Annotated in this window: 24 protein-coding genes; 13 read left to right on the plus strand and 11 right to left on the minus strand. The window is 58.5% G+C overall.

Translation table 11 applies throughout. The annotated features are described in order from the left end of the window. Positions 1 to 11: 11 nt before the first annotated feature. Positions 12 to 455, plus strand: a complete 444-nt coding sequence (hisI, locus tag VHB22_RS11480; RefSeq protein ID WP_325457098.1) for a phosphoribosyl-AMP cyclohydrolase — start codon at positions 12 to 14, stop codon at positions 453 to 455. Between the two features lie 168 nt (positions 456 to 623). Continuing rightward, positions 624 to 1,634, plus strand: coding sequence for a patatin-like phospholipase family protein (locus VHB22_RS11485; protein ID WP_325457099.1), 1,011 nt, complete (start codon positions 624 to 626; stop codon positions 1,632 to 1,634). On the opposite strand, the gene VHB22_RS11490 is transcribed toward VHB22_RS11485, so the two are convergent. Continuing rightward, positions 1,616 to 2,047 (minus strand): CBS domain-containing protein, encoded by a 432-nt coding sequence (locus VHB22_RS11490; RefSeq protein ID WP_325457100.1) that lies wholly within the window; start codon positions 2,045 to 2,047, stop codon positions 1,616 to 1,618. The two genes, VHB22_RS11485 and VHB22_RS11490, sit on opposite strands and share 19 nt — an antisense overlap. Before the next feature lie 191 nt (positions 2,048 to 2,238). Beyond that, positions 2,239 to 2,967: a rhomboid family intramembrane serine protease gene (locus VHB22_RS11495; protein WP_325457101.1), complete on the minus strand. Its 729-nt coding sequence runs from the start codon at positions 2,965 to 2,967 to the stop codon at positions 2,239 to 2,241. Between the two features lie 226 nt (positions 2,968 to 3,193). Here VHB22_RS11495 and VHB22_RS11500 point away from each other — a divergent pair, with 226 nt between their 5' ends. The 3 genes from VHB22_RS11500 (at position 3,194) to VHB22_RS11510 (ending at position 5,455) form a co-directional block, all read left to right on the plus strand. Then, positions 3,194 to 3,826, plus strand: a complete 633-nt coding sequence (locus VHB22_RS11500; RefSeq protein WP_325457102.1) for a PAS domain-containing protein — start codon at positions 3,194 to 3,196, stop codon at positions 3,824 to 3,826. 167 nt (positions 3,827 to 3,993) lie between these two features. Further along, the gene (locus tag VHB22_RS11505) at positions 3,994 to 4,620 is read left to right on the plus strand and encodes a PilZ domain-containing protein (protein WP_325457103.1); all 627 of its coding nucleotides are present in this window, start codon (positions 3,994 to 3,996) and stop codon (positions 4,618 to 4,620) included. A gap of 160 nt (positions 4,621 to 4,780) precedes the next feature. Beyond that, a complete protein-coding gene (locus VHB22_RS11510) occupies positions 4,781 to 5,455 on the plus strand; it encodes a transglutaminase-like cysteine peptidase (RefSeq protein ID WP_325457104.1) in 675 nt (224 codons plus the stop codon). Between the two features lie 72 nt (positions 5,456 to 5,527). Here the strand turns inward: VHB22_RS11510 and VHB22_RS11515 are convergent, their stop codons facing one another. Genes VHB22_RS11515 through cysE form a run of 3 tightly spaced genes read right to left on the minus strand, consistent with a single transcriptional unit; the run spans position 5,528 to position 7,144 of the window. Then, on the minus strand, positions 5,528 to 6,061 hold the full coding sequence (locus tag VHB22_RS11515) for a gamma carbonic anhydrase family protein (RefSeq protein ID WP_325457105.1): 534 nt from the start codon (positions 6,059 to 6,061) through the stop codon (positions 5,528 to 5,530). An 18-nt stretch (positions 6,062 to 6,079) separates the two neighbouring features. Further along, entirely contained in the window at positions 6,080 to 6,295 is a 216-nt protein-coding gene (locus VHB22_RS11520) for a DUF3126 family protein (protein ID WP_325457106.1), read from the minus strand. A gap of 21 nt (positions 6,296 to 6,316) precedes the next feature. Next, positions 6,317 to 7,144, minus strand: coding sequence for a serine O-acetyltransferase (gene cysE / locus VHB22_RS11525; RefSeq protein WP_325457107.1), 828 nt, complete (start codon positions 7,142 to 7,144; stop codon positions 6,317 to 6,319). Between the two features lie 223 nt (positions 7,145 to 7,367). On the opposite strand from cysE, the gene VHB22_RS11530 reads away from it, so the two are divergent. From VHB22_RS11530 to VHB22_RS11540, 3 genes are read left to right on the plus strand one after another with little or no spacing between them, the layout of a single operon-like run. Next, positions 7,368 to 8,168: an enoyl-CoA hydratase gene (locus VHB22_RS11530; protein WP_325457108.1), complete on the plus strand. Its 801-nt coding sequence runs from the start codon at positions 7,368 to 7,370 to the stop codon at positions 8,166 to 8,168. After that, positions 8,165 to 9,298 (plus strand): polysaccharide deacetylase family protein, encoded by a 1,134-nt coding sequence (locus VHB22_RS11535; RefSeq protein ID WP_325457109.1) that lies wholly within the window; start codon positions 8,165 to 8,167, stop codon positions 9,296 to 9,298. The genes VHB22_RS11530 and VHB22_RS11535 overlap by 4 nt, the downstream gene beginning before the upstream one ends. Position 9,299: 1 nt before the next feature. Continuing rightward, entirely contained in the window at positions 9,300 to 9,797 is a 498-nt protein-coding gene (locus VHB22_RS11540; protein ID WP_325457110.1) for a GNAT family N-acetyltransferase, read from the plus strand. 640 nt (positions 9,798 to 10,437) lie between these two features. Here VHB22_RS11540 and metH read toward each other — a convergent pair. The 4 genes from metH to VHB22_RS11560 are packed head-to-tail and all read right to left on the minus strand — an operon-like array spanning position 10,438 to position 16,189. Further along, complete coding sequence (gene metH, locus VHB22_RS11545; protein WP_325457111.1) at positions 10,438 to 13,134, minus strand: methionine synthase; 2,697 nt, start codon at positions 13,132 to 13,134, stop codon at positions 10,438 to 10,440. 10 nt (positions 13,135 to 13,144) lie between these two features. After that, positions 13,145 to 14,206, minus strand: coding sequence for a homocysteine S-methyltransferase family protein (locus VHB22_RS11550; RefSeq protein WP_325457112.1), 1,062 nt, complete (start codon positions 14,204 to 14,206; stop codon positions 13,145 to 13,147). A 31-nt stretch (positions 14,207 to 14,237) separates the two neighbouring features. Next, a complete protein-coding gene (metF, locus tag VHB22_RS11555; protein WP_325457113.1) occupies positions 14,238 to 15,158 on the minus strand; it encodes a methylenetetrahydrofolate reductase [NAD(P)H] in 921 nt (306 codons plus the stop codon). Next, a complete protein-coding gene (locus VHB22_RS11560) occupies positions 15,158 to 16,189 on the minus strand; it encodes a metalloregulator ArsR/SmtB family transcription factor (RefSeq protein WP_325457114.1) in 1,032 nt (343 codons plus the stop codon). The genes metF and VHB22_RS11560 overlap by 1 nt, the downstream gene beginning before the upstream one ends. Positions 16,190 to 16,325: 136 nt before the next feature. Between VHB22_RS11560 and VHB22_RS11565 the strand changes: the two genes are divergently transcribed. From VHB22_RS11565 to VHB22_RS11575, 3 genes are all read left to right on the plus strand, one after another. Continuing rightward, entirely contained in the window at positions 16,326 to 16,961 is a 636-nt protein-coding gene (locus VHB22_RS11565) for a hypothetical protein (protein ID WP_325457115.1), read from the plus strand. Positions 16,962 to 17,106: 145 nt separating this feature from the next. Beyond that, positions 17,107 to 17,688: an ABC transporter substrate-binding protein gene (locus tag VHB22_RS11570; protein WP_325457116.1), complete on the plus strand. Its 582-nt coding sequence runs from the start codon at positions 17,107 to 17,109 to the stop codon at positions 17,686 to 17,688. Between the two features lie 306 nt (positions 17,689 to 17,994). Then, the gene (locus VHB22_RS11575) at positions 17,995 to 18,744 is read left to right on the plus strand and encodes a PRC-barrel domain-containing protein (protein WP_325457117.1); all 750 of its coding nucleotides are present in this window, start codon (positions 17,995 to 17,997) and stop codon (positions 18,742 to 18,744) included. Positions 18,745 to 18,808: 64 nt separating this feature from the next. Here the strand turns inward: VHB22_RS11575 and ettA are convergent, their stop codons facing one another. After that, positions 18,809 to 20,467, minus strand: a complete 1,659-nt coding sequence (gene ettA, locus VHB22_RS11580; RefSeq protein ID WP_325457118.1) for an energy-dependent translational throttle protein EttA — start codon at positions 20,465 to 20,467, stop codon at positions 18,809 to 18,811. Positions 20,468 to 20,612: 145 nt separating this feature from the next. Between ettA and VHB22_RS11585 the strand changes: the two genes are divergently transcribed. Beyond that, complete coding sequence (locus VHB22_RS11585; protein ID WP_325457119.1) at positions 20,613 to 21,329, plus strand: DUF1003 domain-containing protein; 717 nt, start codon at positions 20,613 to 20,615, stop codon at positions 21,327 to 21,329. A gap of 18 nt (positions 21,330 to 21,347) precedes the next feature. Here the strand turns inward: VHB22_RS11585 and VHB22_RS11590 are convergent, their stop codons facing one another. Continuing rightward, positions 21,348 to 22,379 carry a mitochondrial fission ELM1 family protein gene (locus tag VHB22_RS11590; protein WP_325457120.1) on the minus strand — a complete coding sequence of 344 codons (1,032 nt, stop codon included), beginning with the start codon at positions 22,377 to 22,379 and terminating at the stop codon, positions 21,348 to 21,350. Positions 22,380 to 22,511: 132 nt separating this feature from the next. On the opposite strand from VHB22_RS11590, the gene VHB22_RS11595 reads away from it, so the two are divergent. Then, positions 22,512 to 23,000, plus strand: coding sequence for an Lrp/AsnC family transcriptional regulator (locus tag VHB22_RS11595; protein WP_325457158.1), 489 nt, complete (start codon positions 22,512 to 22,514; stop codon positions 22,998 to 23,000). Positions 23,001 to 23,007: the final 7 nt, after the last annotated feature.

Below are 23,007 nucleotides of genomic sequence, written 5' to 3' on the forward strand. Positions count from 1 at the left end.
TTGGGAATCTCATGTCGAAACCGACCGAGACGGTACCGGGACTAGAACCTGGCGAGACGATCGAACGGACCGCGCGATTTCTTCCGAAGTTTGGACCCGATGGCCTCATTCCGGCGATCGTCAGCGACGCCAAGTCAGGTAATGTCCTGATGTTCGCGCACATGAATGCGGATGCGCTTGCCGCGACGCTTGCCAGCGGCTTTGCGCATTTTTGGAGCCGCTCTCGTGGCAGGCTTTGGAAAAAGGGCGAAGAAAGCGGCAATCTGCTCAAAGTGAGAGACGTGCGTACGGATTGCGATCAGGACGTCATCTGGATCGTCGCCGACGTCGAAGGCGATGGAGTTGCTTGTCATACTGGAGCGACGTCGTGCTTTTACCGGCGCGTCACGCAATCCTCGACAAGTGGCACAGTCCTTGAACATGTTGCTTTGCCCCGTCCAACGGGCCGGGGTTGATCGTCCCAAAGCGAGGCTTTCAGGCGTTTGCCATTGGTTCGGTTCACCGGTTGGTTACCTATTGGTAGCGGGGCTTTAATTCCCCGGCGGTAGCATCGGCCGGAACGCTATGGACCTGGAAGCAGGTGCAGTCTCATCTGCATCTGAGACGAAGGTCAGGAGTGCCACATGACGGGGATGTCTGGAATTAAAGTCGGTTTGGCGCTGGGTGGCGGCGCGGCGCGCGGCTGGGCCCATATTGGCGTTCTCAAAGCTCTGGCAAAGGCCGGCATCGTCCCCGACATCATTGCAGGAACGTCGATCGGCGCCGTCGTCGGCGGCTGCTATTCCGCCGGACACCTTGACGATCTTGAGCGCTGGGCAATCGAACTGACGCCAAAGCGCATCTTCGGTTATCTCGATTTTAATTTAGCTGGCACCGGCCTCATTAGCGGTCAGCGCCTTTGCGGCCGGCTGGAACAGCATCTCGGCGGCCGCAACATCGAAGATTTGGGGACACGCTTCACTGCCGTCGCGACAGAGGTCGGAACGGGACACGAGCACTGGCTGTCGCGCGGACGTCTGGTCGACGCGGTACGCGCCTCCTACGCGCTGCCCGGTGTGTTCAAGCCCGTGAAGATCAACGGTCGATGGCTCTTCGATGGCGCGCTGGTCAATCCGATTCCCGTGTCGGTCTGCCGGGCGTTGGGTGCTCGCTACGTGATCGCGGTCAACCTCAACTTCGATATTCTCGGTCGCGGCAGCGTCATCTCTATGCCCGAAACGTTTTACGCCGACGAAGACGATCAACTGCATCCGGCTGTCCAAGAGGGTAAGCCGGAAAGGAAGGGTGTCCGTGCGCTGCTGCAGCGGCAGATTTTCGGCCGCGGCGACGGCGCACCCGGAATATCGACCGTGATGGTCGATGCCTTCAACATCGTCCAGGATCGTATTGCCCGCTCGCGGCTCGCAGGCGATCCGCCTGACGCAATGGTCTCGCCACGGTTGCAAGACGTCGGTCTTTTCGACTTTCATCGTGCAGAAGAAACGATCGAGCGCGGCAGTCACGCGGTCGAACGCCAGCTCGACGACATCATTCGGGAAATTGAAACACGCGATACGAAAAGCGGGCCCGGTCAACGTGACCGCGCCCGCAGCAAATCCGAATGCACGAACGCTCTTCAGCCTGTCGCTAAGTAACTGCGCATTGCGGTCACTTCGAGTTCAACTTCGGCATTGTGGTGCTTGACCACGTCGCCGATCGAAACAATGCCCACGAGCCCGCCATCCTCGATCACCGGCAGATGACGGAAACGGCCACGCGTCATCATAGCCATGATTTCTTCGGTCGTGCACGATTTGGTGCAGGAGACGACTTCGCGAGTCATGCCGTCCTTAGCGGGCATGGATAAAGCCTTCGCGCCGTGTTCGGCAATCAGCCGGATAATATCGCGTTCGGAAATAATGCCGACGACTTTTCCGCTTTCGCCAACGACAACGATGGCGCCAATTTTGCGGCTCGACAGCCGCAAGGCAATTTCTTGAATGGAATCTTCCGGACGCGCCGTCATGACGCCGCGCGGCTTCGACTTGAGTATTTGTCCAATAATCACAGGCCCAGCCTCCGTTCTCTGGAACGTTGTGCCGGACGAAAATCCGAAGAGGCCCGCGCTTACCAAAAAAACCTCGCAAGGCTAATCGGTCTTTCCACCGGCTTTTGCTGCGTTTTCTCACCCATATTCATGTCCACTCTTCCGGCGGACTGATAGGAAGGCTGAGGCAATTCACCTCAGAATGCAAGCCTTCAATCAAGTTGCGGTGCAGGCGGAGGATCGTTTTGCGTTGCGATATCGAAAGCGCCGAACGCGCATAAGCCGAAGAGATATCCGCCGATGTGCGCTTCCCAGGCGATAGCCCCCGTAGCGCCAAACTTCCCGAAGCCGATAATCGCCAGCAAGTTAACTGCAAAAAAAACCAGCGATACGAGCAGGGCTCGACGGTCCTTTAAAGTTTGCATGAGCGACGTGCTGGGAATCGCGCGTGGATTTTCGCGCAGCAAATAACCTTCGCCATGATCGATGGCGCTGAACAGGAAACGCATCACGCCGCCCATCATTGCGGAGATAGCGCCGGATGCGCCGATCACCGGAGCCACCAACGCGGGATTGAACGCCCAAAACAAAACTGCGCCGGTGATCCCTCCCAAAATCGAGAAGGCGAAAAAACGCAGATTGCCGATACGTGCGCAAAGCACGGAGCCGAAGGCGAGAAGCCACGCGGCGTTGAAGCCGAGGTGGACCCAGTCCGCGTGCACCGCCATATGCGTGACGAAAGACGTCACGGCGGATGTTTCGCCGCCCGGCAGTTGGCTGGCGAAACCAGCGTAGCGCGCCGGAATGAAAGCAAGCGCCAGTACCCACCATTCGTGCTTTTCCGGTGGAAGCGATAACAGCAGAATGTGAACGGCAACAAGAATTGCGAGCGTCGCCAGCACGCCACCCGGTACGTTGAAAATCGGTTCTCGATTGCTCACGGCGCCCCGCTCTGATGACCGTCGGCGCGGAAAGCCGACCGTCGATCGTTAAGTATCCTGAACGTCTTTCATGGAGCGGCGGATCGCGCCAACCCCTCGCCTCTCGGATGGCATGAAGGATGCTCCCCGTCCACATGTCCGGCCATTGCCACGCCGGCGTGTGTCGGAATGGCACGGTTTGGCTCAAAGCTTAACCGAAGCCCGTCAACGGGGGTTAAAGGCGTTCATGAAAGAAGCCGTCAGCCAAGCACTTTATACCTATTGGAACGGCCTAAGGGGCGATCGGCTCGTGCCGAAACGTTTCGAGATCGAGCCGTCGTCGATCGCTGGCCACTTGCCGGATACGTTTATTCTTGAGCGTATCAATCCCTCGCTTCTTCGCTTCCGTCTTGCGGGAACGCGCATCGGCGATGCCTTCGGTATCGATTTTCGCGGCCTCAATTTCTTCGATCTCTTCAACCCGGGCGATGCCTCGATCATTCGTCAGCAGGTCGCTTTGAGCGCGACCGACGGCGCGGTTAGCGTGTTCGAAATAGCCGCATCGCGCGCAGCCGGCCCTTCGGCCGATTTCGAAATTTTGCTGCTACCGCTCTCGCACATGCACGAGACGATCGATCGCTTTCTGGGTTCGATCGTTCCCATCAACTCGCCGGACTGGCTTGGAACGGTGGCGCTCACGGAGCGAAAGCTCCTTCGGCATGACACGATCTGGCCGAACGGCGCACCTGGTGCGCTGGTTGAAACGGACCCCCGCCAGACACCGCTCCTTCCCACTATTCGAAGCGCCAGGATCGTGCGCTCGCACCGACGGGAGTTCCGCGTTTACGAGGGCGGCTTGAGCGATGCCGGTCACGGTTGAACTCGTGAAGAGCAATCATGGACAACATCTTAGCCGGTGCAGGGCGATTATGAGGCGCGCATTAGAGGTTCGTTAAGAGCCGCCCGCCATAGTTCTTTGAGGGTTGCCTCCCCGGTTTCGGGACTGGTGGACCCGAGCGATTTTATCCGCGGGGCCCAAGGACTGCCATGGCCGTGCATTCAAATATCCTTCGCGATACGGCGCATCAGGGTGACGCTTTGCCGACACGGGACATGCGTCGGCACCGGCGCATCCCGCTTTCGCTCGCTGGACGTTTCATGCGCGCGGATCGCAACGAATTTAACTGCCAGCTCAAGAACATCTCGGTTGGCGGCGCGCTGGTCACCACACCGCATGCTCCTGAAATCGGCGAGCGGGTGGTTGCCTACTTCGATCATCTCGGCGGCATTGAGGGCGTAGTGACGCGGCAGACTGCCGACGGTTTCGCCTTTGCTTTCAAAGTGACCGAGTACAAGCGGGAAAAACTCGCGGCCCAGATCATGTGGCTGATCAACCGGGGGGATTACCCGGAGGAAGCCGGACGGCTCCATGAACGCGTGGGAACTCGCGGTCGCAGGACGACGTTGAAGGTCGACGACGTCATCATCGACGTTGAATTGCTCGATCTTTCGGCATCCGGCGCTTCGATTGGCACGCCTGCGCGGCCGCCTATTGGAAGTTTCGTGATTGCCGGGAAAACCCGGGCAATCGTTCGCCGACATCATGAGCATGGTATCGGGCTTCAGTTCTTGACGCTGCTGCCACCCGAGGCTTTGCGCGATAGTTTTCCTTAATCGTTCCTGCGTTGGTTGTGTGATGCCTCAAATCGCCCGCCGAGTTGCCAAAATCGCAAAGTTAAATTTTTATGCATCTTTAGCGAGAATGCCTGGGCCGGCTTTCATGCTAAAAAGAAGTGTCTCGCGTTATGTATCGTACCGTGTTCGAGGGCGTATCATGAAGTACGGTAGCGTGGCCATCGGCGTGGCCTTGAGTTTTTTTGCTGTGGCGATGCCTGCCGCGGCGCAACAGGTAGCAATCGTCAGTCCGGCGACGCGCGCTGTTGAGTTCATGCGAATTTATGGCAACTCACAACCTCCTTACGGGTTCGTATCGTTTTGCGAAAGAATGCCAAGCGAATGCGTCGCGCGTTCTCATGATACGTCGCGCCTCGAAGCGACTCCGGAACGACTGAGCGAGCTTGACGTGGTCAATCGCAAGGTTAATCACGAGATCGAGCCCGCGACGGACATGGAGATTTATGGGGTCGCGGAATATTGGACGATTCCGAAAACGCGCGGCGATTGCGAAGATTATGCGCTTCTGAAACGCCACATTTTGATTGCGCGCGGCTGGCCGTCGAGTGATCTGCTGATGACGGTTGTGCGGGACGAGAAGAATGAAGGTCACGCCGTGTTGACCGTGCGGACGACACAGGGCGACTACATTCTCGACAACAAGATCGATGTCGTTCGGCTGTGGAACCAGACGCCCTATCACTACGTAATGCGCCAGTCGTATCTCGATCCGAAGGTTTGGGTCTCGCTTGATCCGAACGATGCGACGACGCCTGCCGCAAGTGCTGGCGTGGAATCGTCGTCCGACTTCGACGGGCTTGAGATCCTGCCCTGAGGCAAGGGCGCGGGCGCGCTGCGAGCGCATTCCAGAGTATGACGGCGAACCGAAGCTCGCCGTCATAGATAATCAGATTTGCTGGGGTTTTAGCCCGGCTGCAAATCGTTTCCAGTTGGAAACATATCGCCCCGCCGCGCCGCCAAAGCGCGCGACTTCCTCGTCCGACAACTGGCGGACGACCTTGCCGGGCGACCCCATGACCATCGAGCGCGGCGGTATTTCCTTCTTCTCCGGGATCAGCGTATTGGCGCCGATCACGCACTCCTCGCCGATCTTCGCTCCATTGAGAATGATCGACCCGATCCCAATCAAGCTTCCACGGCCGATCGTGCAGCCATGCAGCATAACCATGTGGCCGATCGTGCAATCGGTGCCGATCGTCAATGGAAAACCAGGATCGGTATGCAGCACGGATCCGTCTTGAACATTGGAACGCGCGCCGACGGTGATGAGTTCGTTATCGCCGCGCAGTACCGCGCCGAACCAGACGCTGGCGTCTTCATCGAGTTTGACCTTGCCCAATACGACCGCGTTTGGTGCAACCCAGAACCGTCCGTTGACCGGCGTCGTAACGCCAATACCGTCCAAGTTGTAGAGACTCATTGAAGACCTATCTGTGCCTCAGACGCCTTCGAGGTCCATGTCGAGGATGGCCATCTGAAACTGATATGACGTCTCGCCCTCTTCCTCTTCGCGATAGAGCGCAGCAACGAATTCGTTGTTGATGAAGACCTCCGCCATGTCGTCCTTTTTGCCCTGGGGGCGGACTTCCAGCGTTGGCGCGCCAAACGTTTTGCGCAGGTAGGCCTGTAGCCGTGCAAGCTCGTCTTTCTTCAATGTCCTATCTCCTGGTGACTGTCAGAGGCCGCCGAAATCCTCGACCCAGCCCTGTTCCATCGAGCGGGCGGGTTCGGCGCAACCGGCGCTGCCGACGATTTTCGCCGGTACGCCCGCGACCGTAACGTTCGGAGGCACTTCCGAGAGCACAACCGAACCGGCGGCAATGCGGGAGCATTTGCCGACCTTGATATTGCCAAGGATTTTAGCTCCCGCACCGACCAACACGTTGTCGCCGATCTTTGGATGACGGTCGCCGGTTTCTTTGCCGCTGCCGCCGAGCGTCACCGCATGCAGGAACGAGCAATTGTCACCGATGACGGCAGTCTCGCCGACGACGAAACCCGTCGCGTGGTCAAGCATGATGCCTTGGCCGAAGCGCGCGGCCGGGTGAATATCGACGCCAAAGAAGCGCGAACCCTGGCTTTGAAGATAAAGCGCGAAGTCGCGGCGGCCACGCTTCCATAAACCGTGCGCGAAGCGATGCGTGACCAGCGCATGGAAACCCTTGAAGTAGAGCAGCGGATCGATATAGCGCGTGCAGGCTGGATCGCGATCATAGACGGCGGCGAGGTCCGCGCGGAAGATCATGCCGAGGCTGTCGTCATCCGCGAGCACGCTTTGAAAGGTTTGCGAAATCAGGCCAGCATCAACGTCAGTGTGGTTGAGGCGCTGCGCAAGGCGGTGGCAAATCGCGTCTTCGAGATGCTCGTGGCTTAAAACAGTTGCGAAAATGAAGCTGCCGAGCGCCGGCTCGGACTTCATCGCTGCCTGCGCCTCGGATCGAATCTGCGCCCAAATCGGGTCGACGATCTGAACCTTCGGTGTTGCTGTCTTAGGGCTCGACACGTAAGGGCCTTTCGATCCGGTTTCGAGGTTTTCCTATGATACCTGCCCGCCCCGAACAAAATCTTTCAGAGGCGATTAACGGTGCCGGGCATCCGGGTCAATCCGTGAACCGCCCGCAGTATATACGTTGCCTATGCCGCGCGCATCTGCCGCCGAGACGCACGTTTGCCGGGCCTCAAATTGCGCCTTAAATGCTCCGGCAAATCGGAAAGGATGATAGAAAATGGCGGAGGCAGGTGGCGACGGTCCGACGCTTCGTTATGCAAAGGACGGCGCAATCGCTTGGATTATAGCCGATAATCCGAAGCGAATGAACGCCTTGACGGGTGCCATGTGGGGCGCGTTGCCAGGGGCAGTCGCAGCCGCCCTCAACGATCCGGACGTTCGGGTCGTCGTGCTTCGCGGCGCCGGCCATAAGGCGTTCTCGGCAGGCGCCGACATTTCCGAATTTGAAAACGGCCGCACGGGCGAAGCCGCGAAAGCCTACGATGCTTTGAACGACGGGGCTTTCAACGCGTTGATAGGCTGCCCCAAGCCCACGATTGCAATGATCCAGGGATTTTGCCTCGGCGGCGGCTTAGGATTGGCGCTTTGTTGCGACATGCGCATTGCCGACGAGACGAGCCAATTTGCAATTCCTGCAGCGAAGCTTGGCATTGGCTATAATGCGCGCTGGGTCCGGCCTATCCTCTCCGCCATCCCGCCGGATCGCGCCAAGCAACTGCTGTTCACCGGCCGGCGCTTCCGCTCTGCCGATGCCGACGCAATGGGTCTCATCACGCAACTCGTGCCAAAGGCGGAGATCGAAACGACCGTGCGCTCACTGGCGACAGAGATTGCTGAAAATGCGCCGTTGTCCGTTGCGGCGGCCAAGCTCGTCATCGACGAGATTTCGCGCCATCCGGAGCGCCCCGATTTGGCGCGGCTCGACGACGCCGTCGCGGCCTGCTTCGCCAGTGCGGATTATGCCGAAGGGCGGCGCGCCTTTCTCGAAAAACGCAAACCGGAATTCAAAGGCCGATGATTTGTTCCTGGCAAATATTTGGTGCGGCGGCGCTGCTTGGCGTTGCAAGCCTCACGTCCGTTGCAGCTGCGCAACCTAACGATAGCGCGCTCCAACATGCGTGTTTCTCACCGGCAGCGCTTGCCGGTCTACCCGGCGAAGAGCGCGCCGCGAAGGGCATCCACACCTTCGACGCTCCGACAAAGCTCGGTGATTTCAAATCGGCTGCTCCGATATCGGATGCGTTGCGCGGTTCGATCCGGCGTGTCGACGTGCCGAAGGGCGAGAAGGTCATCGCACTGACGTTTGATCTCTGCGAGCAGCGCGGCGAGATCGCGGGCTACGATGGCCGGATTATCGATTATCTGCGCGAGCAGGGCGTTAAGGCGACGTTCTTCGCAGGCGGAAAATGGATGGCTTCGCATCAGAGCCGAACCGAGCAGCTTATGCTTGATCCGCTGTTCGAGGTGGGCAATCATACAGAAACGCACGCCAATTTGCGTTTGCTGTCTCCTGCTGCCGTCCGCCAACAAGTGCTGGCGCCGCAGAAAGTCTATGAGGATACGCGTGCCAAGCTTTCCGCTAATCAATGCGTCGCATCCTCACCCGGCGCGATGAATGCGGTTCCACTACAGCCGACGGTGTTTCGTTTTCCTTATGGGGCGTGTAACGCGGCTTCGATGAAAGCCGTGAACGACGCCGGCATGATGGCCATCCAGTGGGACGTTGCGACAGGCGATCCCGATCCACACGTCTCGGCGAAGAGGATTGCCGAAGCGATGGTGAACGAAGCTAAGCCTGGGTCGATTATCGTCAGTCATGCAAATGGGCGCGGCTGGCATACTGCCGAAGCGCTGCCGATCGCAATCCCGAAGCTTAAGGCGAAAGGCTATAGATTTGTCACTGTCAGCGAGTTGATCGCGATGGGTAAGCCTGTGATCACTGCTGAGTGCTACGACCGCAAACCCGGCGATACCAATCGCTATGATTTCCTTTGGGCTTTGCAACGCCCGCTCAATTCGAATGCAAAGATGCCGAAGTTCGCAACCTCTGCGCATTCAATCCGCAGTCATCGGTTGAAACGTAAAGGCTGGACTACATCGACCAAGGCTGCTCCGTCGTTTCGTACACCCCTGAGTTCAACAAACTGAAATGGTCGGCGCGGATACCAATAAGGGCGTCGCTTCCAAGCCCATCTTCGAACAGATGTCCGCCGACGCGGCCCACACGCTCGGACCGCTTCTCGCCCGGATTGATCCCTGGGCTCGCTATGGTTATACGCCCGAAGCCATGACGGCCTTTTTAGCAGGCCGGGAAGCCGATGCCGTTCGCTACGCCATAGGTATCGATCGGGCTCTCGCTGGTGCATTCAGCATAAAAATGAATTGGCTACGGGGGCCCTATCTCCAATTTCTCGGCATCCTGCCTGTCTATCAAAACCAGGGGATCGGAACATTGGTGCTCGACTGGTTCGAACAGCAGGCGCGTGAGGATCGAGCTCAAAACCTTTGGGTCGCCGCCTCAGAATTCAACACGCGCGCACAGTCCTTTTATCAGATGCACGGTTTTGACCGCGTTGCCGTGTTGCCGGATCTGGTGGCCGACGGCAGCGCGGAGCTTTTGTTACGCAAGCAGCTAACCAAGGGCTGAGCGTGGCCCGAGACAGTTTGTGAAGCCCCGATCACGGACCTTACAGAACGCAACACAATTATTGACAGTTCTTTTTTGTGCGGCGCATCCGAAAGATCCGCGTGACGTTGGCCATCTGGGGTCTAGAGAATTCTTCCCGCTGGCCTATGAAAAAGATTGTCTTTCTCTATATGCGGTCCAACAAAAATTTCTTGAACACCGGAACGGACGATGGTCTCGCGTGTTGATTGGCTCGCGATGCGGCTGTGCGAGGCCGCACAATTTGGCTTTATCTCTCCGCATCGCAAAATGATTTTCGCTTGTCAGAAGCTCTTATCGCTGCGTAGCGTCCACCGACGCTTCAAACAAATGAAGCAGACGGAATCGATCTCTCACAACGAGAGGTGATGGCATGACACTGCGAGTAAGGTTTAACGCTCTTGCCGCACTTCTGTCATTTGGTTTCGTGATAGCGGTCGTGCTCGGAATGATTTGAGACCGGCCTACCGGGAGGAATGCCTGAAACAGTCAACCCGCGTCGCTCGCTCCAAGGAGCCAACGAGACCGGGAACTTTCCAGGAGACTGGCGCGAGCCAAATGACCATCGGCACGGCACCAAGGTGCGCGTGCCGATTTTTTTTGATTTGTCGCTGCTTCGGCGTTACGCCGCTTCCGTCGTCGTGATCGACCCGCGTTCATAATTCAGCACCGGTGAGAGCCAGCGCTCGGCTTCCGCGACAGTCCATCCCTTGCGCGATGCATAATCCTCAACCTGGTCGCGCTCGACTTTGCCGACGCCGAAGTAATGGCTGTCGGGATGCGCAAAGTAGAGCCCAGACACCGACGCGCCCGGCCACATGGCGAAGCTCTCTGTCAGCTCGATCCCCGTCGCGCTTTCGATATCCATCAACTTCCAAAGCGTCGCTTTCTCAGTATGATCCGGTTGCGCGGGATATCCCGGTGCGGGCCGTATGCCCTGATACTTTTCGAGGATGAGTTCCTCATTGGTCAGCTTCTCGCCCTTAGCGTAGCCCCACAACTCCTTGCGCACCCTTTGGTGCATTGCTTCGGCAAATGCCTCGGCAAGGCGGTCGCAAAGCGCCTTCGCTATGATGCGGCTGTAATCGTCCGTCTTTTTAATGTACTTCGCGATTGCCTCTTCCTCGCCGAGACCGGCCGTTACGGCGAAGCCGCCGATATAATCGCCAATGCCGGTATCGTTCGGAGCTATGAAATCCGAAAGCGCCATATGTGCACGGTTGCGCGACGGATCGCGGGCGATCTGTTGGCGTAAGGTGTGCAACGTCGCGCGTTTCTTGGTGCGCGTGTCGTCGGTGTAAAGCTCGATATCATCGCCGATGCTGTTGGCGGGCCAGAAGCCGACAACGCCGGATGCCCTAATCCACTTTTCCGAAACGATACGCTTCAGCAGAACTTGCGCATCGTCGAAAAGCTTTTTTGCTTCGGCGCCGACCTTGTTGTCAGTCAGAATTTGCGGATAGCGGCCGGTCAGCTCCCACGCCTGAAAGAACGGAGTCCAGTCGATGTAGGGCACCAACGACGACAAACTATAGTTTTCGAATGTTTGCGTACCAAGGAAGCTCGGCTTCACTGGCTTGAAGTTCGCCCAGTCGATTTTGAATTTGTTATCGCGGGCCGCCTTTAGAGTGATGCGCTGCTTGCGCGCTTCGTTTGCCAGATGTTTCTCGCGTACTTTCTCATATTCAGTCTTGATGTTCTCGACGAATAGCGTCTTGTCTGTCTCTGATAGCAGGTTGGAGACAACACCTACCGCACGGCTGGCATCGAGCACGTAGACCGCCTGCCCTTTCTTATAATTCGGGCTCACCTTCACGGCCGTATGCACCTTGCTCGTCGTTGCGCCACCGATCAGCAACGGACAAGAAAAGCCTTCGCGTTCCATTTCGGCGGCGACAAAGCACATCTCGTCGAGTGACGGCGTAATCAATCCAGAGAGGCCGATCATATCGACTTTCTCTTTCTTCGCCGTTTCCAAAATCTTGGCCGCGGGCACCATGACGCCCAGATCGATCACTTCGTAGTTGTTGCACTGAAGAACGACGCCGACGATGTTTTTACCGATGTCGTGCACGTCACCCTTGACCGTCGCCATCAGGATTTTTCCTGCGGCCGGCATTGCATCCAACCCCGAGGCTTTTTTCTCTGCCTCCAGAAACGGCTGTAAGTAAGCGACGGCCTGCTTCATCACGCGTGCCGACTTCACGACTTGCGGCAGAAACATTTTGCCCGAGCCGAAGAGATCGCCGACGACGTTCATGCCCGCCATCAAGGGCCCTTCGATGACGTGCAGGGGCTTGTCAGCCTTGGCGCGCGCTTCCTCGGTGTCGGCTTCGATGAAGTCGGTGATGCCGTGGACAAGCGCGTGTGTGAGACGCGCCTCGACGGGCGCCTCGCGCCACGAAAGATCTTTCTCTTTCGCTTTCGCGCCACCCTCGCCTTTGAATTTTGGCGCGGCTTCGAGAAGGCGATCGGTTGCGTCGGCTCGACGATTGAGGATGACGTCTTCGCAAAGCTCACGCAGCTCCGCTGGAATATCGTCGTAGACGGTCAGTTGTCCGGCATTGACAATGCCCATATCCATCCCCGCCTGGATGGCATAGTAGAGGAACACCGAGTGCATCGCCTGCCGCACCGGCTCGTTGCCGCGGAACGCAAACGACAGGTTCGAGACGCCGCCGGAGATATGGGCGAGCGGCATCTTCTCCTTGATCTGGCGAGCAGCCTCGATGAAAGCGACGCCGTAGCCGTTGTGTTCCTCGATGCCCGTGGCAACCGCGAAAATATTGGGATCGAAAATGATGTCTTCAGGCGGGAAGCCGATCTTTTCCGTCAAAAGTTTGTAGGCACGCTCGCAAATCGACACCTTGCGTTCGATCGTATCGGCTTGCCCTTCTTCGTCGAAGGCCATCACAACCACAGCCGCGCCGTAGCGTAAAACTTTGCGCGCCTGTTCGAGAAATGGCCCTTCACCCTCCTTCATGCTGATCGAATTGACGATCGGCTTGCCTTGCACGCACTTTAAACCTGCCTCGATGACGCTCCATTTCGAGGAGTCGATCATGATCGGGACGCGCGAGATATCCGGTTCCGACGCGATCAGGTTGAGAAATGTCTCCATGGCTTTTTCGGAATCAAGCAGACCCTCGTCCATGTTGACGTCGATGATCTGCGCACCGGCTTCGACCTGCTGACGCGCAACAGCCAGCGCCCCTGCATAGTCGTTCTGTTCGATCAGCTTACGAAACTTCGCCGAACCCGTGACGTTCGTGCGCTCGCCGATGTTGATGAAGGATTGTGCGGCGTTGGCTGTGGTCATTATTTTTATTTCACCCATGTACGAACGGTTCGAGGCCGGAGAGGCGGAGGCGCGGTTCGGATTTCGGCAGCGCACGCGGCTTGTGACCTTTTGCGTGGTTAGCAATGTGCGCAATATGATCGGGTGTCGATCCACAGCAACCACCGACGATATTGATCAGTCCGTCCGCAAGCCATGGTTCAACCTTGCATGCCATGTCGTCCGGGCTCTCGTCATATTCGCCCATCGCATTCGGCAGACCCGCGTTGGGATAGGCTGAAATGCGAACGTCGGCGACATGCGAGAGCTCGGCGATATAGGGGCGCATGAGCTCGGCTCCGAGCGCGCAGTTAAGCCCGATCGAAAACGGACGCAGGTGCCGCATCGAATACCAGAACGCTTCGGCTGTTTGGCCGGAAAGCGTGCGCCCCGAACGGTCAGTGATCGTCCCGGAGATCATGATCGGCAGTTCGAGATCCTTTTCCTCGAAGACTTCGAGGGTTGCAAACCCTGCCGCTTTCGCGTTGAGCGTATCGAAGATCGTCTCGATCAGGATGATATCGGCGCCGCCGTCGATCAGCCCGCGCACCTGCTCTTTATAGGCGTCGCGCAGCTCGTCGAAGTTGACGTTCCGGTAGCCGGGATTGTTGACGTCGGGAGAGATCGACGCCGTGCGATTGGTCGGACCGACGGCGCCGGCGACGAAGCGCGGCTTTTCCGGCGTCTTCTTTGTCCAGACATCCGCCGCGCGACGGGCAAGCTTTGCGGCCTCAACGTTCATCTCGTAGCCGAGTTCTTCCATATGATAATCGGCGAGCGAAATCCGCTGCGCGTTGAACGTATTTGTTTCGATCAGATCGGCGCCGGCTGCGAGATATTCACCATGGATATCCTCGATGACCTTTGGCTGGGTCAGGACGAGGAGATCGTTATTGCCTTTGACATCCTTGGAATGATCGGCAAAGCGCTCGCCGCGATAATGCTCCTCGCCAAGCTTGTGGCGCTGAATCATCGTGCCCATCGCACCATCGATGATGAGGATGCGCTCGCTCGCGGCTTTTTCCAACGCTGCCCAACTCGGCTTACGTCTCATGTCTTTGGTCCTGCACGATTAGATTTTCAGTTCACGCCGCATCGGCGTTGGTATTGGCGGACTTCGCTGGGCGAAGTCCAAGAAGGTGGCAAATCGCATAAACGAGATCGGCGCGATTCAGCGTGTAAAAGTGGAATTTCTTAATGCCTTCATCGACGAGATCCATCACCTGCTCGGTGGCGACGGCGGCTGCAACAAGGTGGGTCGTTGCGCTGTCGGATTCCAAACCCTCGAAGCGCCGCGCCAGCCACGATGGCACACTTGCGCCCGCACGCTTGGCGAAATTCGCGACCTGAGTGAAATTATGGATGGGCACGATGCCCGGAGAGATCGGCACCCAAATGCCCGCCGCCCGCGCTTTTTCGAGAAAGCGCAGAAAATGTGCGTTATCGAAACCGAACTGCGTGATGATGCGGTCGGCACCGGCATCGACCTTGGCTTTCAGATTGTCGATATCGGCGTCGACTGTCGGGCTCTCGGGATGCTTTTCGGGATAGCCGGCAACCGAAATTTCGAAATCTCCGATTTTTTTCAAACCGGCAACGAGGTCGGCTGCATTCTTATAGCCGCCCGCATGAGGTTCGTATTTTGTGCCTGCTCCTTGCACCGGATCACCGCGCAAAGCGACGATGTGACGGACGCCTTCGTTCCAATAGGCCCGGGCAACAGCATCGACTTCATCCTTCGTTGCATCAACGCATGTGAGGTGCGCGGCAGGTCGAAGGTCGGTTTCGCGCAATAGCCGGGTTACGGTGGCGTGCGTACGTTCGCGCGTCGATCCGCCTGCACCGTAAGTCACCGAGACGAATTCCGGCCGAAGCGGTGCGAGACGCGAAATGGAAGACCATAGCGTCTCCTCCATTTTCTCCGTCTTTGGCGGAAAGAACTCGAAACTAGCGACGATATCGCCCGAGCCAAGAAGCTTGCTCTTGCGTTCGTTGCTCTGTGCCATCAACGCGCCTCCTGAAGAGTGCCGGCCGTTGCGGCATCCCTATGTGTTTTCGAAAATGGATCTGCGGGACGTTCCGCAAGCCAAAGCGTGACAGTCAAAATGTCTTCGCCGCCGTCCGGCTTGTGGTTGAGATCGCGGACCATGCGCGGGGCCAACCCTGCGTCTTTCAGCCAGCCGCTAATCTGGTCGTGCGCGAAGCCGAGACGCTCATGGGCTTCCTGAGTGCGCAGGAATTCGAGCTCGTGCGGCGCGAAGTCGACGATCAGTAGTTTGCCTCCCGGTGCAAGAACGCGCGCAGCTTCGCGGATTGCGAGCGACGGGTCGGAAAGAAAATGCAAAATCTGGTGCATGACGATCGCGTCCGCCTGCCGGTCAGCGACCGACAAGGCATAGATGTCGCCGTGGCGAACCTGCGCGCGCGTGCAGCCGTTTGTCTTCAGTTTCGCGCGCGCGTAAGCGAGCATTGCCTGGTTGACGTCAATGCCGAGCCCGCGCTCGAAGCGATCGGCAAAGAGTTCGAGCGTGCGTCCCGTGCCGGTTCCTAGGTCGAGAAGAAAATGAAACGGCCCATCGCCCAGCGCCTCGCGCATGGCGGCTTCGACCTCTCGCTCGGCCACATGCAAGGTGCGAATGCGGTCCCAGTCGGCGGCATGCTTTTCAAAGAAGGCTTGCGCCGCGGCCTCGCGCTCGCGTTTCAAGGCGTCGGCGCGCTCGCGATCCAGCCGCACGGCGGATTCCGCAGGGTCCACATCGGCGACGAGCCGCAGCGCGAGCCTTCCGCCTGGCTGCCGGTCGGAAATGTGGAAATAGACCCAGCTTCCCTCGCGGAAGCGTTCAATCAGACCAGCTTCAAACAGAAGCTTCAAGTGCCGGCTGATGCGCGGCTGGCTCTGCCCGAGAATGAGGGTCAGATCTTTCACGTTCAGTTCGCCGCCGGCGAGCAGCAGCAAGATGCGCAGACGCGTCGGTTCGGCCGCAGCTTTCAGCGCCGTGACAAGATCCGATGTTCTCAGCTCCGACGTTCCCGACATGAACGCAAGATATAAACATATGTTTATATGTCAAGCGCTGTTTCGCGCGCGGATACCCGCGAAATGCTGGTTAACGCCGTTTTAGTAGGCTCACACTAAGGTTTACCGAGAGCACGCGGGCTCGCGGATGAACGAGATGTACGATCAAAGACTTAACGGCGTTGGGCTGTCGAGCTATGAGGGCCAATCAGCAATCACGCTCCAGCAATGGCACTCAGAACGCGCCAAGCTGCCTGGCCTTCTGATGATGGCCGCTTTTGCAGGGGCAATCATCCTGCCGCAAATCGGCCTCGTCCTCTACGCCTTGGCCTCATCCGAATTTCGCGCCGCTCTCGCCGAGCACCCCTTCGCTGCCGTGGAGTTGGCGATCGCATTTGCATTCTGGGTGATGCTCGTCTGTTGGCCGCTGCGCAAGATTGTCCTTGCCCTCATATCGGACCGGATCGTCGATATTCGCCACGGAGAGGTCACGGTCGTCGACAAAAGCGTCTTCTCGTCCACTAGTTGGCGCCTACCGCTCGGGACTTACGAAGGGATCGCAATCAATATCCGCACCTCATTGTCGGGCAACAGCCAGGAAGCAATGCTTGTTCATCCCGAGCCCAGCCGCAGCATCATCCTCGCGACGGCCGAGCATTTCGGAATGCCGGAAATTCGCGAGTTGTGCCGAATTCTCGGGCTTCCGCTCCTCTCGCCTGACCGACCGGGAATGGCGGTAAAAAATTCCCATACATCAGAAGGCGATGCCACACTTGCACCGGCGACTGTGTGATCGGGCATCGTTTTGACGAGATTGTTGCTTCTCTACAGCGGTGGGGTGGTAAGTGCGCCCAACTTATGGGTTGCACAGTCCTTTCGGGCTGAATTGAGGTATAAGAACTGACAAGGGGCGACTTATGCGAGGGTTAGACACTCAAATGACATCTTGGACGCGAACGCGCTTCGCCTGCTGGATGCTTGCTGCGATCGCCTGCTTTGTGGGGTCAATGGCTGGCGTCGCTCGGGCCGAATCCCCTGCTGCTTATATGCAGCGCGTACAGAACGAGCTGATCGCCGCGCAGCGCAAAGGCGGAGTTGCGGAATTCACGGACGTGCTTCGAAAGCACATGGACGTGCCGGGCATCGGGTTGACGGCACTCGGCCCGCATGCGCGGACGCTGCCGAAGTCCGAACGTCCGGTCTATTATAGCGGTATGGTCAATTTCATTGCCAAGTATGCGGCGAAGATGGCGCCCCAGTATCCGGTCGCGAGCGCAACTGTCGTCGGCCAGGGCCCGGGTGATGCGGGAGGAACGAACGTCGACGCCCGTGTAACGCTGCGCTCGGGCGACGGCTACGACGTACGCTGGCTCGTCGTAAAGACGAAGGCAGGCTACAAGGTTCGCGACGCGCAAGTCGTGGGCTTCTGGATGACGACCTTCCTCGATGATCTTTTCCAGAACTACATCACCGAGAACGGAAACAATCCCCGCGCGCTTGTGCTTGCTCTGAGCCGCTAGCCTGCATTTGTGATTTGTTCCCGTGGATTTGTGCTTTTTCCGCACGCCCGCGAGATAATTTTTTGTGCGAGGCGCGTACTGGCTTCATTCCGCTCGGATCGTTCCCTACCTGACCCCGCAGTGTTGCTTCACGGCGCACCTTGGCATGTCTTTGCACTCACGGCCAGAGATGGCCATTGACAACGCGGGATAGCTATGAGCGCTAGCGAGCATATCGGCGCGTACGATGCCGGCGCGCAATGCCGGCACATCTAAGCGTATTCTCGCGGCACTTGGCGGAGCCGCGGAGCAAGTCAGGAGGCCGTGGTGCATTTTCAGAAATCACTTTCGCTCGCGATTGTCGTTCTTTTTGCTGCCGCCCTGACCTTCGGCGCGTCAGCCCAGGCCGCAGGCGGTGAGACACGCATCGCGCAACAGCAGTCAGACGATACTGCCGATCAGGCACAACAGCCGTCGGGTGAGGCCCCGGCCACAGACGACGCCGCGAAACCGGCTGCGCCTGAAAGTGACAACGCCGACGGTACAACGGCCCCAGCCGAAAGCGGCGGAGATAACGCTGCGCCTCCAGCCGATAACGTGCAACCTGCAGAATCCGCGTCTCCCGATGCGTCTGAATCCGACAGTGCGCCGACAGCCACCCCCACGCCCGATGAAGGCGCGGCCACGGCTCCTGACGATACAAAAGCCGCGCCGGACGCGAATGGCGCGGCGGATGTTGCTCCCGTCAAGCCGGAAACGCCCGCCGCGGCGAGCGAGCCTGCTGAGCCCAGCTCCTCCACGGGAGAGGCCTCATCGATCGACGCGAGCCAGCTAAAAATCGGCACGGCCGTCTTCGGGTCCGACGGCGCGAAAATCGGTGAAATCAACGGCATCAAATCCGACACGTCGGGGAAAGTGGAAGAAATACTCGTCACAGCAGGCGGCGCTGCCGGACTCGATGCCAAGGTCTTCGCCGTTTCGGGCGATAAGATCACAAGCACTTCCGACGGGGTGAAGCTATCACTCAGCTCGGACGACGCGAAAAAGCTGCCGATCCTCGATAACGGCAACGGCTGATTGTTTGTGTTGCGGCTTCCGACTCTCTTTCGTCGAGCCGGCCGGAAGCCGCAATTGCTGTTCGCTATCGCTCAAACCGTTTGAACTTGATGCGATGCGGCTCGACGGCTTCATCGCCGAGGCGGCGCTTCTTGTCTTCCTCGTAGTCGGCGAAGTTGCCTTCGAACCATTCGACGTGGCTATCGCCTTCGAAGGCAAGAATGTGCGTCGCGAGGCGGTCGAGGAAAAAGCGATCATGCGAGATCACGACGGCGCAGCCTGGGAAATCTTCAAGCGCCGCTTCGAGTGCGCCGAGCGTCTCAGTATCGAGATCGTTGGTCGGTTCGTCGAGCAGCAACAGGTTGCCGCCCTCCTTTAAAAGCTTTGCGAGATGCACGCGGTTGCGTTCACCGCCCGACAGCAAGCCGACCTTCTTCTGCTGATCGGCACCCTTGAAGTTGAACCATCCGCAATAGGCGCGGCTCGGCACTTCCTTCTTGCCGCCGAGAAGCATCTGATCGAGGCCGCCTGAAATCTCTTCCCAGACGGTTTTCTTGTCGTCGAGGTGCGCGCGCGACTGATCGACGTAGGCGATCTTCACCGTATCGCCCAAACGGATCGAGCCCTTATCGGGCTGCTCCTGGCCGGTCAGCATCTTAAACAAGGTCGTCTTGCCGGCGCCGTTCGGGCCGATGACGCCGACGATGCCGCCGGGAGGCAGCTTGAACGACAGATCGTCGATCAAGAGACGATCGCCAAAACCTTTGGTCAGGCCCTCGGCCTCGATTACGACGCCGCCCAAGCGTGGGCCCGTTGCAATCTGGATACTGGCGCGGCCTGTCTCCTCGCGGCCAGCCTCATCGGCGAGCTTCTCATAGGCTGTGATACGCGCCTTCGATTTGGCCTGCCGGGCTTTGGGGGACGATCGGATCCACTCAAGCTCGCGCGACAGCGCTTTCTGTTTGCTTTCTTCCTGCGCCTTTTCGGTCGCCTCACGTTTGGCTTTTTGTTCAAGCCAGCTCGAATAGTTGCCCTTCCAAGGTACGCCCTGTCCGCGGTCGAGTTCCAATGTCCACTCAGTGATATTGTCCAGGAAGTAACGGTCGTGGGTGACGAGGATGACGCAGCCGGGGTATTCCTTCAGGTAACGTTCGAGCCAAGCAACGCTTTCGGCGTCTAGGTGGTTCGTGGGCTCGTCGAGTAGAAGAATATCGGGCTTTGACAATAGAAGCCTCGTCAGGGCGACACGGCGCTTCTCGCCGCCCGAAAGCTTGGTCACATCCGAGTCCCCTGGCGGCGAGCGCAAGGCATCGAGCGCCTGCTCGACCTGCGCATCAAGATCCCAAAGGTTCTGCGCATCGATCTGATCCTGCAGCGCCGTCATCTCGTCCGCCGTTTCTTCGGAATAGTTGGCGGCGATTTCGTTGTAGCGATCCAGGATGGCCTTTTTCTCTGCGACGCCCTCCATGGCATTGCCGAGGACGTCCTTCTCTGGGTCAAGCTCGGGCTCTTGCGGCAAATAGCCGACCTTTATGCCCTCCGCAGCCCAGGCCTCGCCGATGTAATCGTCAATCCTTCCCGCCATGATCTTGAGAAGGGTCGACTTACCTGCGCCGTTCAGTCCGACCACGCCGATCTTTGCGCCGGGTAGGAAGGAAAGCGAAATGTCCTTCAGCACCTGCTTTCCCCCAGGGTAGGTCTTGGAGAGCTTGTGCATGTGGTAGACGTACTGATGTGCGGCCATGGGGCGGCGCCTCTATAAAGCAAGGTTTAGGGATTGATGCGGGTTCTAACCGATTGCCGCGCATAGCTCAAATAGATCGTCGAAGGGGCGTTTCAACTGGCCGCAGACGCCGCACCGTAAAGCTTTCAGCGAGGGTATCACTGCGATGTCCGGGACATCCGAGAACAGCGGAAAACCGCTCAAACCTCATTTTGTTTGCGCGCTGACAGGCGCGGAGATTCCGCGCGCGGGCGCCGTCAGCCTCGCAACTGTCTTGCCGTCGCTCGTGGAAAGGATCCGCAGAGATCATCCCGACATCCGCGAGGATGCCTTCGTTTCGCGCAAAGAGCTCGACCGCTATCGCACGCTTTACGTTTCCGAGCTGTTGCGGGCGGAGTCCGGAGATTTGAGCGAAATCGAAGCTCAGGTCGCAAAGAGTTTGGCAACGCACGACACGCTCGCCGCGAATGTCGAAGACGAGTTCGGGGCCAAGCGCACGCTTGGCGAACGCCTTTCCGATGCACTCGCGGATTTCGGCGGCAGCTGGAGTTTTCTGATCGTCTTCGCCGCATTTCTTGGCGGGTGGATGCTGATCAACTCTTATCATGGGCAGGCGAGTTTCGACCCTTACCCCTACATTCTACTGAACTTGATCTTGTCGACGATTGCAGCGGTTCAGGCGCCGATCATCATGATGAGCCAGAAGCGCCAAGAGACGAAAGACAGGTTACGATCGCTCAACGATTACCGGGTCAATCTCAAGGCCGAGCTTGAGATCCGTCATCTGCATGAAAAGATCGATCATCTCATCAATAAGCAATGGCAGCGTCTGGCGGAAATCCAGGAATTACAGCTCGAAAAGATGATGGAAAGGCGCAAGTAGCGTCCGCTCCTGACGCGTTTATTGCGACGATCGGCCGATCAACCCCGGAAGCATGCTGGCGCGTTTCTGCCAGCGGCGTGCGATCTCGGCAGCGATACTCTCGGCGGAGTGCAGCGGCTCGTACGACCACGTCTCGATCGAAGAACCGGGCGACGGGAACGGCCTTGTTATCCCATTGTCGACGAGCGCCTTATGAAAGCGCTCGAATTTAGCGCTCCCACCTGACGGCGCGAAAACGTAGATCGGCTTTCCGGTGGCTGCTGCCTCACAGGTCATGCTGACGCTGTCGGCAGTGATCAGGAACATATCAGCATGCGCAAGAAAGTCTGGGTAGGGATTTTGGCCGGTACCGTCCCAAAAAAAAACGTCAGTATCACCCAGCGTTTTTCGGATGCGGGCGACAAGGCGCTCGGGCGTTCGGCGGGAGGCCGTGATCATCAAGCCGAACCCGAGGTGTGCGAACCTTCCGAGCGCATCGGCGAGCCGGACTTCGTCGGCTTCGTCGTATCGGTAATCGCCGTTCGGGCCCCCGATCAGGCAAGCGATCCGCGGCCCGGGCAGTGCTCCGATTTCGGGCGATAGGTGCGCTCTTAGCGCTTGCAACCGCTTTGGAGAAAAGCGATGTGGCGCCGTCAGCGTCGCGATGACGTTCGCTCCACGCCGGCGGTCATGCTCCGGCACCCAAATCAGGTCGGCGCTGTCTGAGCCCGTCTTCGGATCCATCAGAATGACCGCGTATGTGGCTAGGCCCGCACGGCGCCGAAGCGCCCGGAGGTAGGGGATCGTCGTCCGGCCCGTCGCGAAAGCCAGCGCGGGCCAGGGAGGTTCGAAGTGCGACCCGGGCTGGCCGAACCGCTCACGCGGCGAAACAGGCCCCCAGGGCGCCATCAGCTTGAACGCACCTTTCGGGGCGACGCGTTTGATTTCGGCGCGCACGCCCAGAGCGTCGACGACGCCCAAACACTGGGCGTCGTGGCCTGCCTTGCCGTCGGAAAAGATCCAGGCCGTCTCGCCCGCAAGGGGGTTAGCGCCGGAATTCAAAGCGTCCATGCGACGACCTTGTGTTCGCTGGCGCGGAAAGAGTCGAGAGATATCCAATTCTCACGCAAAGAAATAAGCGAAATGTCGTACGCCGCACCCACATTCCTGATATTACCGCAGTTTGAACCAAGCGGGAATTTCATGGCCATAGAACTCGATGCTATCGACTGGCGAATCCTGAAGGAGCTGCAAGCCGACGGGCGGATGACCAACATCGCGTTGGCTAACCGGATCGGTCTTTCGGCGCCTCCCTGCCTGCGCCGCGTGAGGGCGCTCGAAGAGGCCGGGCTGATCTCTGGATATACCACGCTCATCGACGAAGTCGCTCTCGGTTATGCTCTGACTGCATTTGCAATGGTTCGGCTGCACAATCAGGCAGAAGCCGATCTTCATGCCTTCGAGAACCGTATTCTCGGCTGGCCCCTCGTCCGTGAGGCCTACATGCTTTCAGGTGAAAGTGACTTTATGCTGAAATGCATCGCGCGTGATCTTTCGGAATTTCAGGACTTCGTGCTTGAAGAATTGACGTCAGCACCGAACGTCGCGAGCGTGAAAACGTTTCTGACTATTCGGCGAACGAAGCGCGAGCCGGGCGTTCCGATCGCGGTTGGGAGTGCCGAGGGGACCTGAAACGAGC

It is taken from the genome of Hyphomicrobium sp., from assembly GCF_035548195.1.
Lineage (GTDB): Bacteria > Pseudomonadota > Alphaproteobacteria > Rhizobiales > Hyphomicrobiaceae > Hyphomicrobium_B.

Bases quoted from the DNA above. Each gene is read 5' to 3' on its own strand.
- ettA (WP_325457118.1), bottom strand. From the start codon at position 20,467: ATGGCCGCACATCAGTACGTCTACCACATGCACAAGCTCTCCAAGACC.
- VHB22_RS11530 (WP_325457108.1), top strand. From the start codon at position 7,368: ATGGCGGAGGCAGGTGGCGACGGTCCGACGCTTCGTTATGCAAAGGAC.
- VHB22_RS11570 (WP_325457116.1), top strand. From the start codon at position 17,107: ATGACATCTTGGACGCGAACGCGCTTCGCCTGCTGGATGCTTGCTGCG.
- VHB22_RS11550 (WP_325457112.1), bottom strand. From the start codon at position 14,206: ATGAGACGTAAGCCGAGTTGGGCAGCGTTGGAAAAAGCCGCGAGCGAG.
- VHB22_RS11510 (WP_325457104.1), top strand. From the start codon at position 4,781: ATGAAGTACGGTAGCGTGGCCATCGGCGTGGCCTTGAGTTTTTTTGCT.
- VHB22_RS11590 (WP_325457120.1), bottom strand. From the start codon at position 22,379: ATGGACGCTTTGAATTCCGGCGCTAACCCCCTTGCGGGCGAGACGGCC.
- VHB22_RS11515 (WP_325457105.1), bottom strand. From the start codon at position 6,061: ATGAGTCTCTACAACTTGGACGGTATTGGCGTTACGACGCCGGTCAAC.
- VHB22_RS11585 (WP_325457119.1), top strand. From the start codon at position 20,613: ATGTCCGGGACATCCGAGAACAGCGGAAAACCGCTCAAACCTCATTTT.
- metF (WP_325457113.1), bottom strand. From the start codon at position 15,158: ATGGCACAGAGCAACGAACGCAAGAGCAAGCTTCTTGGCTCGGGCGAT.
- VHB22_RS11500 (WP_325457102.1), top strand. From the start codon at position 3,194: ATGAAAGAAGCCGTCAGCCAAGCACTTTATACCTATTGGAACGGCCTA.
- VHB22_RS11535 (WP_325457109.1), top strand. From the start codon at position 8,165: ATGATTTGTTCCTGGCAAATATTTGGTGCGGCGGCGCTGCTTGGCGTT.
- VHB22_RS11485 (WP_325457099.1), top strand. From the start codon at position 624: ATGACGGGGATGTCTGGAATTAAAGTCGGTTTGGCGCTGGGTGGCGGC.
- VHB22_RS11505 (WP_325457103.1), top strand. From the start codon at position 3,994: ATGGCCGTGCATTCAAATATCCTTCGCGATACGGCGCATCAGGGTGAC.
- VHB22_RS11540 (WP_325457110.1), top strand. From the start codon at position 9,300: ATGGTCGGCGCGGATACCAATAAGGGCGTCGCTTCCAAGCCCATCTTC.
- VHB22_RS11595 (WP_325457158.1), top strand. From the start codon at position 22,512: ATGGCCATAGAACTCGATGCTATCGACTGGCGAATCCTGAAGGAGCTG.
- hisI (WP_325457098.1), top strand. From the start codon at position 12: ATGTCGAAACCGACCGAGACGGTACCGGGACTAGAACCTGGCGAGACG.
- VHB22_RS11565 (WP_325457115.1), top strand. From the start codon at position 16,326: ATGTACGATCAAAGACTTAACGGCGTTGGGCTGTCGAGCTATGAGGGC.
- metH (WP_325457111.1), bottom strand. From the start codon at position 13,134: ATGACCACAGCCAACGCCGCACAATCCTTCATCAACATCGGCGAGCGC.
- VHB22_RS11560 (WP_325457114.1), bottom strand. From the start codon at position 16,189: ATGTCGGGAACGTCGGAGCTGAGAACATCGGATCTTGTCACGGCGCTG.